Raw genomic sequence first — 13012 nt, 5'->3', positions numbered from 1 at the left:
CCCTGCAGGACGCGGGGCTCGACACCTACGAGGCCAACCTCGCGTTGGGCCACGACGAGGACGAACGGGACTACACCGCCGCCGCGCAGATGCTGGTGACGCTCGGCGTGGACAAGATCCGGCTGCTGTCCAACAACCCGGACAAGACGAAGCAGCTCACCGCGCTCGGGATCACCGTGTGCGAGGAGGTGCCGACCGGCGTGTTCCTCTCCCCGGCCAACGCCGGGTACCTCGCCGCCAAGGCGGAACGCGCCGGACAGCCCGCCCCATTTGCACATTCGCCCTGCACGGGGTGACGCCCTTCGGTCTCACGCCTACCATCTGTCACGACAAAGGAACGCGACGTGACGATTGTGTTGGGGGCACTGATGACCGTTCACGCGTATCCCTTCCGGGCGGATCGGCTCGACCTCGATCCCAAGTACGCCGAACTGCGCGCGGGCGAGCCGCTCAGCCGGGTGCAGCTGCCGTTCGGTGAGGAGGCCTGGCTCGCCACGCGGTATCAGGACGTGCGGCTGGTGCTCGGCGACCCGCGGTTCAGCCGCGCCGCGTCCGTCGGCCGGGACGAGCCGCGCCACATGCCCCAGAGCAGGGTGAGCGGCATGCTGTCGATGGACCCGCCCGAGCACACCCGGCTGCGGCGGCTCATCGCGAAGGCGTTCACCGCGCGGCGGGTGGAGGCGCTGCGGCCGTTCACGCTGGGGCTCGCCGACTCCTACGTCGACGCCATGATCGCCAAGGGCGCACCCGGCGACCTCGTGCAGGACTTCGCCGAGCCGCTGCCCGCCGCCGTCATCTGCGAACTGCTCGGTGTGCCGTTCGAGGACCGCGACCGGTTCCAGGTGTGGTCCGAGGCGATCATCTCCACGACGTCGCTCCCACCCGAGACCATCGTCGAGTACTACCAGAACCTCTTCGGCTACATCGCCACCCTGGTCGCGAAGCGGCGCGCCGAGCCCGAGGTCGACGACCTGATCGGCGCGCTGATGCGGGTCCGCGACGACGACGACGGGCGGCTCTCCGAGCAGGAGATGGTGCAGATGATCGGTGGCCTGCTGGCGGCCGGCCAGGAGACCACCACCTCGCAGCTGCCGAACTTCTTCTACACGCTGATGACGTTCCGCGAGGAGTGGGAGCGGCTCGTCGCCGACCCGGCGCTGATCCCCGGGGCCGTCGAGGAACTCATGCGCTTCATCCCGCTCGGCGTCGGCGCGGCCATTCCCCGGTACGCGCTCGAGGACGTGGCGTTCGGCGACGTCGTCGTGCGCGCCGGCGAACCGGTGCTGGTGTCGCTGGCGTCGGCCAACCGGGATCCCGACGTGTTCGAGGAGCCGGACGCGCTGAACATCCAGCGGCGCAGCAATCCGCACATCGGGTTCGGGCACGGGGCACACCACTGCGTCGGCGCGCAGCTGGCCCGGATGGAACTCCAGGTGGCGCTCACGGTGCTGACGCAGCGGCTGCCCCGCCTCGCTCCGGCCGTTCCCCCGCAGGAGCTGACGTGGAAGTCGGGGCGGCTGGTCCGCGCGCTGAGCGCGCTGCCGGTGACCTGGTGATGGCCGGCCCGGACGAGCGCTGGGCCGTCGCGATCGACCCGGCGGTCTGCATCGGCTCCGGGATCTGCGCCGCCACGGCGGACAGGTACTTCCACCTGGTGGGCGGCTACGGCGAGGTGCGGGAGAGCCCGGTGGCGGCGGATCCGCTCGTGATCGACGCCGCCGAGTCCTGCCCGGTCGAGGCGATCCTGGTGCGGCACGCCGACAGCGGGGAGATCGTCGCGCCGACGCCGTAGCCGCATAGGCTGGGCCGATGGTGGTCAACGCGCGGCCGGCCGCGGGCGGCGGCAGGTGGGTCGACATCTCACCGGAACGCCTCCGCGGCTGGCTCGACGGCTTCTACGGCCGGCACGACGGCGCCACCGAGGAGGGGCTGACCCTCACCGGGAGCAGCAACGGCGACACCGCCACGCTGCACCCGCCGCCGGGCGCCACCGCGGTGTCCACAGTGGACGCCCTGCTCGAGGCCGTGGCCCGGCCGAAGCCGATCGGCCTGCTCCTCGCCCGCAAGGGCGCGGCCGCCGCCGGTGTCCACAGTGGACTCAAACTCGTCGCCTCCAAGGTGGAACGCTTCTACGTCCAGGGCCGCACGGCGGCGGGCGGCTGGTCGCAGCAGCGGTACGCGCGACGGCGCGGCAACCAGACCGACGCGGCCGTCTCCGGGGCGGCCGACGTGGCGGCCCGGGTCCTGCTCCCGGTCGGCGGGACCGTTTCCCTGGTGTGCGGCGGGGATCGGGCGATGGTCGACGCCGTGCTGGAGGACCCGCGCCTGGCGCCGCTCGTGCCGCTGCGCCACGCCCATTTCCTGGACGTGGCGGAGCCGCGGCTGAACGTGCTGGAGGAGGCCGCCGTGGTGGCCCGGCGGGTCAGGATCCACCTGGTCCCGTAGGACCCGTGGGGCTCGACCGGGTGCAGGTGACGTCGCTCGCCGGCAGCCGGCCGCCGAGCAGGTAGGCGACCACCACCCCGTCCACGCACGGGTTCGCGTCCCACGAGTAGACGCCGTGCCGGAACGCGCCGTGCAGCGACACCATCCGCGAGCCGCGCAGCGCCCCGTGCAGCACCTGCTGCCCCGCGTACGGCGTCGACGGGTCGCCGGTCGCGCCCACCAGCAGCGCCGGCAAGGCACCGCCCACCCGCGTCGGCGGCTCCGCCGGTGCCGTCGGCCAGAACGTGCACGGCGTGACGTTGCGGTTCACCGGCCCGTACATCGGCTCGCTGACGCGGTGCGCGCGGATGTCGCGGAAGTACGCCTCGGGACCGCGGGAGTACGCGGCCCGGTCGGCGCACAGCGACGCCGCGAACGCGCTCGCCCCGGCGTCGACCTCCCGCGACGACAGGCTCTCGAAGAACGGCTCCCACTGCGGGCCCGGCGTCACCGGTTCGCCCCGGGCGGCGGCGGCGAACAGCGCCAGCAGGTCGCTCCAGCGGCCGTACAGCTCCTCGGTGTCGGTGCCGAGGGCGAGGCGGCGCACCAGGTTCGGGTCGACGGTGTGCCGGCCGATCGTCAGCGTGCCGTGCCGGTCGGCCACCTCCCGGATCGCGTCGACCGTCGCGCGTACCGCCGCGGGCGTGGTGCCGCGCCGGCGGGCCTCCCAGGCGACCCAGTTCTCCTGTTCGGCGGCCTGGGCCGCGTAGTGGTCCCGCTCGCCGTCCGGGCCGTAGGTCTGCGGGTCGGGTGCGCTGTCCAGGACCATCCGCGCCACCCGGTGCGGGAAGAGCCGCGCGTAGACCGCGCCGAGGTAGCCGCCGTAGGACCAGCCGAGGTAGGAGATCCGTCGTTCGCCGAGCGCCGCCCGGACCAGGTCGAGGTCGCGCGCCACGTTCCGGGTCGAGGCGTGCGGCAACAGCTTCCGGTGAACGGCGCAGCGCGCGGCCAGGCCGCGGTTCAGCGCGACGCTCTCGTCGAAGCTGGCCCGGTCCGGCGGGACGGCCCTGGACCCGGAGGTGGTGCGCCGCGTCGTCGGCGCCGGCCGGCGCGCACCCGACCTGGCCCGGCTGACCGAGCGCGAACGCCAGGTGCTCGGCCTCATGTCGGAGGGCCGTTCCAACGGCGCGATCGCCCAGGCGCTGCACCTGAGCGCGGCCTCCGTGGAGAAGTACGTCACCGGCATCTTCACCAAGCTGGACCTGCCGCCGTCGCCGGACGACCACCGGCGGGTGCTCGCGGTGCTTCGGTACCTAGCGCCCTGACATGACCTTGGACATGCGCACCAGCGGCACCGGAACGCCGCCGGTGGTGTCCTCGACGTGTTCCACCACGGTGAACCCGGCCGCCTCGTACAGCGGCCGCCCGGCGAGGCTCGCCATCAGCGACAGAGCCGTGAACCCCTCCGCGCGGGCCGCCTCCTCGCAGCGGGCCAGGATCAGCCGCCCCACGCCGCGCCGCGCGAACGCCGGATGCGTGAACATCGCCCGCACGCGGGCCGGCTCCCGGGTCGGGTCGAGCAGCGCCGCGTCACGGCCCCGCGAATGGTCCCCGCCGTAGAGCGTCGCCCGCCGGCTCCAGCCGCCGCAGCCCGCCAGGGCCCCGTCCGCCTCGACGACGAAGTACGTGCCGTCGTCGATCAGCTGGGTGTCGACGCCCATGCTCGAACGGCTCGCCGCGATCTGCGCCTCGTCCAGGAAGCCCTTCTGGAGCTCACCGATCGACGCCGCGATCAGCTGTCTCAGTGCCGGAACGTCCGCGTGCCGCGCGAGCCTGGTGTCCACAGTGGAATTATGGCCGCTCCGGTTCGTCGTCCTCCGCGGAGTCCGCATCCTCGGCCTCGCCGGCGGCCGCTTCGTTGCTGTCGGCGGCGGCCGCTTCCTTGTTGTCGGCGGCGGCCGTCGACTGGGCGGCGCGCGCGGCGACCGCGCCCAGCGCCGTTTCCAGCGCGTGCAGGCGTCGCTTGATGTCGCGCAGTTCGGCCGTCAACGAGTCGACCCGGTTCACCTTCGACACGGCTATCCCTCCCGGAGCGGCGCGACGGTCAGCGTGACCAGTTCCTCGCCGGCGTCGTCGCCGGGAGACACCTCGATGCCGAGAATGCGCACCCGGAACTCCCGCCCGCCCGGGAAGAACCCGTCCTTCACCAGCACCTGCGCGTGGTCGCCCACCTGGTAGGAACCGAGCGTGGGCTCGAGGTCGGCGCGCACCACCAGCTCCGGCAGCACCACCGGATCGGCCACTGTGGACAGTTCGGCGGTGGCGATCGAACGGAGCAGGGCGCGGTCCTCCACGTGCACGTACGACACCTCGGTCTCGGTCAGCGGAAAGCCCGCCGACAGCTGCGCCGCGTCGACCGCCGGCTCGATGAGCTGACCCTCCTCGCTCCCCGAACCGAGCGCGAAGACCCGGTTGGCCATCGAGGCGCCGTCCTGCGGCCAGGTGTAGGAGACCAGATTGGCGCCGTACTCCCAGAAGTGCGGGGCGCCGGGCTGGCCCAGGTGCGGTTCGCCCACCCGCAGCCGGCGCACCGCCCGCCCGTCCGCGCCGAACGCCACGTCCATCAGGATGTCCGGCCCGTTGTCGAGCGCCGCCAGCTCCCGCAGGGCCTCGCCGACGCTCTTCAGCTCGTAGCCGCGGTACTCCAACGTGCGGGGCCACCGCGGCGGGGTGCCCTCCGGCGGCGGCGGGTCGACCTGGATGCCGATGTTGCCGCCCGGGTGGCTCTGCGCGCCGCGCACCAGTGCCCGGGCGATCTCCGCCTGGTCGATGTTCGTGAACGGCACCGGTGGGAGCGTCGCGACGTCGTGCGTGGCGGGGTCGTAGTCCGGTCGCAGAACGCGGCGGCGGTCGAAGTACGACAGGAAACCGGCGGCGCCGATCTCGAGGATCCGTTCGGGCGAGCTGTACTTGCTGGTCCAGATGATGCCGCCCCACACGAGCACGCCGTCGCGCGCGACGTACAGGGCGGTGCGGCCCGGCTCGGTGACCCGCTGCGGTTCGCGGATGCCGATCCGCCGGTCGCCGATGGCCAGTTGGCCCCGGAACTCACCGGAGTCGTTGAGTACGGTGCTGAACGAGACGCCGTGCAGCGGCAGTTCGTCCAGCTCCACACCGGTGCGCAGGTCGGCGACGAGGTACGAGTAGCGCGCCCGCGACCGGGCGAACGTGGATCCCGGCACGTCGTACCCCTACACCGGGATCGCGAGCACGTTGGTGCTGGTGTATGCCCCGCTCTGCCCCGTCGACACGGCACCGGTGCCGCCGGCCCGGCGCAGGGTCAGGTCGATCGTGAGCGGCGTGTTGGCCGGCTGGTTGATGATCCCGCTGACGGTCGCCGAGTTGTACCCGTCCGACGCACCCGGCTGGATCACCACGATGGCCGCCGGCGCGCTGGCACCGGTGTACTCGATCGCCAGGTCGTACCGGCCGTTGTGCGCCGCGTAGGTGATCATCGTGTGTCCCGTCACGAGGAGCCGCCGCGGGTACGGCACCGCCGCCGCGGTGGTCCTGTTGATCACCGTCTTGACCGGTGTGGAGATCGACGTCGACACCGGCCACCCGTCGTCGGACGGCCCGTAGATCGCCAGGCCGCCGCGGGCCGCCGGGTACCAGGCCGCGCCGTCGGATATCTCGGTGGTGGCGATGTCCTGGACGTACACCACCTGCCCCGGGTACGCCGGCGACGGGCGGGCACCCCGGTTGGCCACGGGCAGGACGCCGCCGGCCGCCGTCGTGTACGAGCGCAGGTCGAGGATGTTGGAGGTGGTGATGCTGGTGGCGCCGGCCGGGACGGTGATCACCGCCAGCTTGACGTGATCGGCCGGCAGCGCCGGATCGGTGGGCGGGTTGCCCGGTGTGCCGAGCACCCGTCGGATCTCCAGCTTGGTCGCCTGGTCGCCGTACTGGGCGTCGGACTGCACCGCCACGATGAAGTCCCGGCGCGGATTGGTCGCGTGCGGCGGATCGGCCAGCACGTTGATGGTCTTCACGGTGTCGAGCGTGGCGAGATAGGCGCCCGCCGCGCTGAACCGCGTTCCCTGGATAACCGCCTGGAAGGGCTCGACCGTCACGGAACCCGACGGCGTGCTCGTCGCGCGGACCAGTCCGGGGTTGCCGGCGGTCGGCCGGATGCCCGTGCGGGCCTGGATCGGTCCGGTGCCGGGGGCGGCCAGCGCGGCGGTCGCCAGCCGGGCGTCCTCGGCGTCGAGGACACCGCCCGACACCCACCCGGAGTCACGTTCGGCCATGGGTCATCTCCTCATCAGTCGATCGGCCAGCTGGCACTGAGGTACAACGTCTCGTCGACCGCGACCGGGGCGTTCGCCGAGTCAGGGGCCACGACGACGGTGCCGTCCGGGCGCACACCCATCTCGAAGAACTGCGGCTGGCTGCGCTGGATCCCGAAGCGCGTCGCGGTCACCCACCAGTAACCCCACGCCGGACGGAACCCGGCCGGGACGGTGCAGACGACCGAGGCGCCCGTCGCGGCGGCCCGCTGGCGCGCGGCGGCCGCCCGGAAATACACCACGGACCCGATGCGCCGCACCCGGAACGCGCTCTCCTCCGCGCTGGCGCCGCCCGCGGCCGCCCAGTCCGTGGCCGGCGTCAGCGTCTGCCAACCCGTGTCGTCGGCGAGCGGATAGCGCCACTGCGCCCCGTCGAAGACCTCCAGCCGGTTGGTGTCCAGCCGGTGGATGTAGAACCCCATGTACGCGTCGACCGGGCGGTCCCCGGCGTCGCGGGCCAGCATGACGCCGCCGAGCGCACTGGTGTAGCGGCGCAGGTCGGTGATGTCGCCCGCGACGACCGTGGTGGCACCGGCGCGCACCCGGATCCGGGCCAGCGGCAGGTAGTCACCGGAGACGGCGGGATCGAGCGGGCTCACGGACGGCGCGCCGGTGATCCGTTCGACCACCATGCCGGTGCGCGAGTCCGCGTACTGCGGGTCGAACTGCCGCGCGACGAGCAGGTCATGGCGCGGCTGTGAGGCGTCGGCCGGCGCGGCGCCCAGCACGTCCACGGTCTTCGTCGCGTCGAGCGTCACCAGGTATGCGCCGGCCGACGAGCCACGCGTCCCCTGGATCACCGCCTGGAACGGCCGCACCGTCACGTCCTTCGACGCCGTGGCCGTCGCCTCTACCCGCCCCGGATGCCCGGCGGTGGGCCGGATGCCGGTGCGGCTGGCGAGCGGGCCGGAGGCCGGCGCGGCGAGCAGGCCGGTGGCGAGCCGGGCGTCCTCCGCGTCGACCACCCCGCCGGAGATCCAGCCGGAATCACGTTCTGCCATCGAGATTTCCTTTCACGTCGTGGGTCGGAGTGGTCGGTCGGGTCTGAGTCCGCCGCAGGCCGGCCAGCCACTCCGACCCACGACCTAGGTCCAGGCGTCGCGCCACTCGGCGGTGAGGCGCGCGTCGGCGTCGAAGCGCGCGGCGCGGAAGCCGATCCGGTTGGCGCCCGGCCGCAGCGGGAACCACTCCGAGTCCGGCAGCAGGAACGAACGCCGCGACGCCGTCCCCTGCAACAGCACGGTGCGCGCGTCCGTGTCGACCACCAGCACCTCGCCGCCCTGCACCGCCATGCCGAACGCCAACTGCTCCCCGGTCTCCGGATTGACGATCACCGGCTCGACGCAGGGGCCCACGATGCGCCACACCGGCCACGCCGGCGCCGTCCCGCGGTTGTCCAGCTGCAGCCGGCCGCCGGAGGAACCCTGGCCGAAGTCGAGCGGGAACGACAGCGGGAACGCCACGCCGCCGCTCGACGTCGGCAGCGGACAGGTCGCCTGGTTGAGCGCGGCGCTGTAGCGCACCGGGTCCGGGGCGGTCACCTGGATCGAGAAGTCGAAGACGCCGTTCTTGCGGTCACTGATCTTGGTCTCCGCCGACAGGCGCACCAGCAGCCGCCGGGTCAGGTGCGGCTCGGTCACCACCAGCGGGCGCAGCGGCCCGCCGTCGTTGAGCACGGCCGCCAGCCGGTCCTTCGCGTGCTCCTTCGTCATCCGGTCCGGCGCGACGGCGCTCCCCTCCAGCGTCACCACCCGCGCGCCCCGATAGGAGGGCGAGTCGAACGAGCCGTCGCGTTCGGGACGGTCCACAAGGGACAGTCGCAGCGGCGGCGTGCCGGCCCAGCCCTCCTCCTTCGTCACCCACCACTCGACACCGAGGTCGTCCACGGTGTTGCCGGCCCAGCCGTCGACCTCGAAGACGGGTTGCTGCAACACGCTGCCCGGTTCTCTCATCGCTTCGCCGCCCATGCAAGCTCGCGGGCGACGATGCGCCCGATCTCGTACTCGGACTGTCCGGCGCGGGGATGGATGTTGACCGTGACGGACTCGGCCGCCCGGCGGGGCCGCAGGTCCAGCAGGTCCGGCAGCCGGTTGAGCGGAACGATCGCCTCCGCCTGCCCCGCCTCGGCGACGTTGACCAGGCGGCCGCCGGCCGTGGGCAGTGCGATGCCGCCCTGCGCCAGGGTCGGGATGGTCGGCAGGTTGATGCCGAACGTCTTCCCGCCGACCAGCGGCACCCAGTCGGGGATGGTGACGCTGATGCTGTTCAGGCCGCGGATCACCGAGTTGACCAGTCCGATGATCGCGTTGACCGGTCCCTTGATGACCGACAGCACCGCCGAGAACGCCGCCCGCGCGAAGCCGGCCAGCCCGTCCCAGGCGGCCCGCAGCGCGCCGGTGATCCTGTTCCAGGCGCCCTGCAGCGCGTCGCCCAGCCAGTTGACCACGGCCATGACGGCGCTGCGGATGCCGTTCCACGCGCCGGTGATGATGGTCGTGATGACGTTCATGACCGTGCGGAAGTACCAGCTGATGCCGTTCCAGACGGCGGAGATGACGGTGCTGATGACGTTCATGACGGTGCGGATGACCGTCATGACGATGGTGATGTAGGTGCGCACGTAGGCCTCGATCCAGGGCCACACCGCACCGATGATCTTTTTGATGAAATCCATCACCGCGCCGACGACCTGACCGATGATCCGGAACGCCGTCTGCACGATCTGGCGCACCTTCTGGGACTGCATCGCCATGTCGACGAGCTTCGTGACGACCATCATCACCAGCCCGATGATCATCCCCAGCAGGTTGGCCTTCATGGCGGCGTTCAGGCCCTTCTGCGCCGTCGTCACGCCCTGCAGGCCGGTCTTGAAGCGGCCCATCAGCCCGCCGCTCGCCGCCGCCCGCGTGCCGGCCGCCTGGATCGCGGTCGCCGACTGGGTCGCCGAGTTGCGCAGCTGGGTGGCGGCGGTGCCGGCCTGCTGCACCGAGGTACGCAGCCGGCTCGCGGCGGAGCCCGCCTGCGTCAGAGCCGTCCGCAGCCGCCCGAGCGAAGCGGTGGCCGCGTTGATGTTCCCGTTCACGGACACTCCATCCGTCTGGCCGTCTGGCTCACTTGAACGCCTTGTTCAGGTCTTCGACGCGCTGCAACAGGGTCCTGATGGCGCCGGTCGCGCCACGTGCCTTCTCCTCCAGCGCCCCGGCCTGCTTCGTGGCCCTGGCCGCCGCCTTCTCCGCCTTCTCGGCGGCCTTTTCCGCCTTACCGGCCCGATCGTCGAGCGCGCGGAAGCGTTTGGTCGTGTTGCTCGCGTGGTCGGTGACCGCGTCCTGGGCGTCCTTCGCGGCCTTCTTCGCCGACTTCGTCGCCTGCTCCGCCTCTTTCACCGCCGACTTCGCCTTGTCGAGCTTGTCGCCGGCCTGCGTCGCCTCGGACAGCAGCTTCTTGACGTCGATGTTGTGCTTCTTCACCAGTTCGTTGTGGTCCTTCAGCTCGCCCTTGTGGGCCGTGAAGGTCTTCTTGAGCGCATCGAGCTGAAGGTCCCGCTCCGCGATCTTTCCCCCGACGCCGACGATGTCGGTCTGCAGTTTCTGCAGCCGCTTCTCCAGCGCCGCGGCAGCGGCGTCCGGCTTGGCCCCCGTCACGTCGTCGCGGGCGGGTTTGCCGGTCAGCCTGCGGCGCAGGTCGTCGATCTTCTTGGCCAGGTCGTTGACCTTGTCGGCGGTGCTCTTGGCCAGCTTGTTGTTGGTGACCCAGTCCGTGCCGAAGACCGGCCGGCCGAAGATCGTCAGCCCTTTCTCGTCGAACTTCACCACGCTGTAGTCGAGCTTGAACAGCTGGGCGCTGGCCGTCACCGCCTGCAGGTCCGCCTTGAAGGCCTGCAGCGACGCGGAGAACCACTGCACGTACGCCTTGAACTGGATCATGTCGGCGTCGTACTGCTTGATCGCGTTGGCCTTCACCTTGAGCGCGTTGACCTCCGTGGTCAGGGTCGCCAGCTCGGTGGCCACCGTGCCGACCCGGTTGATCGCGCCCTGCGCGGCCTCACGCCACTGCGCGACGCCCGCGAAGTTCTTGGTCCCGTTGGCCAGGTCGCTCACGAGGTTGTCGAACTGGGCCTTGTCGACCGGTGCCACGGCGATCCTCCTAGCTCACGGCGCGCCGAAGAAGGCGGCGATCTCAGCGGACGACGCACCGTCCGATGTGGACTCCTCCGGACCGGCCGCCGAGCCGGGCTCCACGCCGGCGGGGAGGCCCGGCCGGGCGAGCGGTTCCGGATACGGCAACGCCTCGGCGTCCTCGTCCCGGTTGACGGTGGCGAACATCCAGTTGGCCGCCGCCAACTGATCCACCACCGCCGCCAGGAGGTGCTCGGTGACGCCCCACTCGGCCGCCTCCCCGTTGACCGCCCGGCCGAACGACGAGTCGGCCGGCAGGTGCTGCACGAGAACGCGCAGCCGGCGCGAGGTCAGCGTGCCGCGGTGCCAGTCGAGCAGGTCCACGCCGTAGTGGCGCAGCAGGTCGGCCTCCAGGGCCTCGGCGTGCTCCTCGACGAGCTCGCCGAGGCTCAGCCTTCCCCCAGGGTCAGCCCCGTCTCGGTGCCGTACGCGTCGAGCACCGCCGCGACGTCCTGCACGCTCACGTCGTGCTGGGCGAAGCGTTCGAACTGCTCGGGGCCGAGCAGCAGCTCGAGCAGCCCGTCGACGTCCTCGTTCTCCAGCTGCTGCATCTTCTTGGCGGTCTGGCGCGGGAACTCCGTCGGCAGCGTGTAGGTCTGCCCGTCGAGTTCGAACTTCCACTCCCGGCCCAGGGTTTCCAGGCGCTGGGCGCGGGCGGCGTTGACGTTGAACGTACCCATGTCGATCTCACTCCTCGTGCGGGAGGATGCGGGAGGAAGCGGGGCACCGGGTCCTCCCGGCCCGGCGCCCCACGTATGTGCAGTGCCTCCGACGTGCGGGGCACTGTCAGACCGCGTAGGCGGGGTCCTTCATGAGGAACGTGACCAGCGGCGCGGCCGAGTCGACGGCGAGCGCGGTGAAGGTGACGCCCAGCTTGATCGGCGCGGTGCGGGTGAGCGTCAGCTCCTCGGTCTCGGTGACCTGGCCCCGCGCGATGACGAGCCGGTACTTCACGTCGGTCCCGTCGACGAACTCGACCCCGAGCATCCGCTCGTCGAACGCCGGGTCGCCGGCCAGTTCGTACTTGTAGTTGCCGGCGGTGGTGCCGTTGGCGGCGACCGCCCCGCCGCCGAAGAAGAACGGCAGCGTGTCCTCGTTGAGCTGGAGCAGCTGGAACTTCAGCGTCAGATCGCGGTCGGAGTAGACGAACCGGGCCGCGCTCACGCTCTGCCAGGTGTCGATCGGATCGATCTTGTCCTTCTTGGCGAGCTTCACGCCGTCGACGGTGGTGTAGCCGAGGTCCTTCCACGCGGCGTCCCACGCGACGGTGGTGTCGGCGGGCGCGGTGCTGCCGAGCTTGGCCACGAGGATGCGGCCGTTGCCCGCGACGCGGATCTCCTTGGCGTTGTTACCGGCCATGGCACTGAACCTTTCTCAGGAGGGTCGGATGACGAGACGAACCGTGGACAGGTATCGGCTGGCGCCGTTGTGCAGGTAGTCGGGCAGCCAGCGCGGCCCGTCCTCCTCGACGAGGTCGACGACGACCGCGCCGCCGTAGGTGATGCCGCGCAGCCCGACGGTGAGCGAACGCGCGACGTTGGCCACGGTGTGCGCGGCCGGCTTGTCGGGGCCGTACACCTCGAGGTCGACGAGTGCGTGGTCGAGGCGTTCGTCGACGACCCAGGCACCGCCCATCCGCGACACGAGCACGACCTTCTGGGTGCCGTCGAAGCCGGCCGGCGGGCGGTTGTCCACGACGACGCCGGCGAGTTCGGGACGGTTCTTCAGGTTGTCCACGACCAGCCGTTCGACGTCCGGGAACGTGACGAGCGGCTCAGTCATCGGACTTCTTCGCGCTCTTCTTGTCCTTCGGGGGCTCCGGCTCGGACTCGGACGCCGGCACGGAGATCACCGAGAGCGTGCGGGCGGTGGTCTCGTCCACGTCGACGACGTCACCCGGGACGTGCCCGTTCCACCAGTAGGTGAGGCGGATCTCCGGCATGACGCACCCTCCTCCAAGTTGTCTGCGTGCCATCGACGGTATGGATCGAGGGGCGGCTTGACGCCGGTGAAATCCCCGGTCTCCGCGGACGGCCGAACCCAGGGATTTCCCGGGGAACGAAA

Annotated in this window: 19 protein-coding genes; 5 read left to right on the top strand and 14 right to left on the bottom strand. The window is 71.5% G+C overall.

The window, feature by feature from the left end:
* The 4 genes from Val02_RS35940 to Val02_RS35925 all read left to right on the top strand — a co-directional run.
* On the top strand, positions 1-296 hold a 296-nt coding region (locus Val02_RS35940), incomplete at its 5' end, for a GTP cyclohydrolase II (RefSeq protein ID WP_506023499.1).
* 48 nt (positions 297-344) lie between these two features.
* A complete protein-coding gene (locus Val02_RS35935) occupies positions 345-1556 on the top strand; it encodes a cytochrome P450 (RefSeq protein WP_239153597.1) in 1212 nt (403 codons plus the stop codon).
* Positions 1556-1792, top strand: a complete 237-nt coding sequence (locus Val02_RS35930; RefSeq protein ID WP_203903768.1) for a ferredoxin — start codon at positions 1556-1558, stop codon at positions 1790-1792. The genes Val02_RS35935 and Val02_RS35930 overlap by 1 nt, the downstream gene beginning before the upstream one ends.
* 20 nt (positions 1793-1812) lie before the next feature.
* Positions 1813-2445: an acVLRF1 family peptidyl-tRNA hydrolase gene (locus Val02_RS35925; RefSeq protein ID WP_203903767.1), complete on the top strand. Its 633-nt coding sequence runs from the start codon at positions 1813-1815 to the stop codon at positions 2443-2445.
* Here Val02_RS35925 and Val02_RS35920 read toward each other — a convergent pair.
* Positions 2423-3379 (bottom strand): alpha/beta hydrolase, encoded by a 957-nt coding sequence (locus Val02_RS35920; RefSeq protein ID WP_203903753.1) that lies wholly within the window; start codon positions 3377-3379, stop codon positions 2423-2425. The two genes, Val02_RS35925 and Val02_RS35920, sit on opposite strands and share 23 nt — an antisense overlap.
* A gap of 124 nt (positions 3380-3503) precedes the next feature.
* Between Val02_RS35920 and Val02_RS35915 the strand changes: the two genes are divergently transcribed.
* Positions 3504-3749: a response regulator transcription factor gene (locus Val02_RS35915; protein WP_308440042.1), complete on the top strand. Its 246-nt coding sequence runs from the start codon at positions 3504-3506 to the stop codon at positions 3747-3749.
* On the opposite strand, the gene Val02_RS35910 is transcribed toward Val02_RS35915, so the two are convergent.
* The 13 genes from Val02_RS35910 to Val02_RS35850 all read right to left on the bottom strand — a co-directional run bounded on the left by Val02_RS35910 (position 3738) and on the right by Val02_RS35850 (position 12890).
* A complete protein-coding gene (locus tag Val02_RS35910) occupies positions 3738-4268 on the bottom strand; it encodes a GNAT family N-acetyltransferase (RefSeq protein WP_239153596.1) in 531 nt (176 codons plus the stop codon). The genes Val02_RS35915 and Val02_RS35910 overlap by 12 nt on opposite strands.
* Before the next feature lie 7 nt (positions 4269-4275).
* Positions 4276-4500: a hypothetical protein gene (locus tag Val02_RS35905; protein ID WP_203903751.1), complete on the bottom strand. Its 225-nt coding sequence runs from the start codon at positions 4498-4500 to the stop codon at positions 4276-4278.
* 2 nt (positions 4501-4502) lie between these two features.
* The gene (locus Val02_RS35900; protein ID WP_203903750.1) at positions 4503-5666 is read right to left on the bottom strand and encodes a hypothetical protein; all 1164 of its coding nucleotides are present in this window, start codon (positions 5664-5666) and stop codon (positions 4503-4505) included.
* Between the two features lie 9 nt (positions 5667-5675).
* Positions 5676-6734, bottom strand: a complete 1059-nt coding sequence (locus Val02_RS35895; RefSeq protein ID WP_203903749.1) for a hypothetical protein — start codon at positions 6732-6734, stop codon at positions 5676-5678.
* Positions 6735-6748: 14 nt separating this feature from the next.
* A complete protein-coding gene (locus Val02_RS35890; RefSeq protein WP_203903748.1) occupies positions 6749-7774 on the bottom strand; it encodes a hypothetical protein in 1026 nt (341 codons plus the stop codon).
* 84 nt (positions 7775-7858) lie between these two features.
* Positions 7859-8707: a phage distal tail protein gene (locus Val02_RS35885; protein WP_203903747.1), complete on the bottom strand. Its 849-nt coding sequence runs from the start codon at positions 8705-8707 to the stop codon at positions 7859-7861.
* Positions 8708-8721: 14 nt separating this feature from the next.
* Positions 8722-9855 carry a phage tail protein gene (locus Val02_RS35880; protein WP_203903746.1) on the bottom strand — a complete coding sequence of 378 codons (1134 nt, stop codon included), beginning with the start codon at positions 9853-9855 and terminating at the stop codon, positions 8722-8724.
* A gap of 28 nt (positions 9856-9883) precedes the next feature.
* Entirely contained in the window at positions 9884-10906 is a 1023-nt protein-coding gene (locus Val02_RS35875; RefSeq protein ID WP_203903745.1) for a hypothetical protein, read from the bottom strand.
* Between the two features lie 15 nt (positions 10907-10921).
* Positions 10922-11272 (bottom strand): hypothetical protein, encoded by a 351-nt coding sequence (locus Val02_RS35870; RefSeq protein ID WP_203903744.1) that lies wholly within the window; start codon positions 11270-11272, stop codon positions 10922-10924.
* Between the two features lie 65 nt (positions 11273-11337).
* Complete coding sequence (locus tag Val02_RS35865; protein ID WP_203903743.1) at positions 11338-11628, bottom strand: hypothetical protein; 291 nt, start codon at positions 11626-11628, stop codon at positions 11338-11340.
* Positions 11629-11734: 106 nt separating this feature from the next.
* Complete coding sequence (locus Val02_RS35860; protein WP_203903742.1) at positions 11735-12307, bottom strand: phage tail tube protein; 573 nt, start codon at positions 12305-12307, stop codon at positions 11735-11737.
* Positions 12308-12322: 15 nt separating this feature from the next.
* Positions 12323-12730, bottom strand: a complete 408-nt coding sequence (locus tag Val02_RS35855; RefSeq protein WP_203903741.1) for a hypothetical protein — start codon at positions 12728-12730, stop codon at positions 12323-12325.
* Positions 12723-12890 (bottom strand): hypothetical protein, encoded by a 168-nt coding sequence (locus tag Val02_RS35850; RefSeq protein ID WP_203903740.1) that lies wholly within the window; start codon positions 12888-12890, stop codon positions 12723-12725. Before Val02_RS35850 ends, Val02_RS35855 begins: the two co-directional genes overlap by 8 nt.
* Positions 12891-13012 lie beyond the last annotated feature (122 nt).

It is taken from the genome of Virgisporangium aliadipatigenens, assembly GCF_016863615.1.
GTDB lineage: Bacteria > Actinomycetota > Actinomycetes > Mycobacteriales > Micromonosporaceae > Virgisporangium > Virgisporangium aliadipatigenens.
This window is presented reverse-complemented; position numbering and strand designations above follow the sequence as displayed.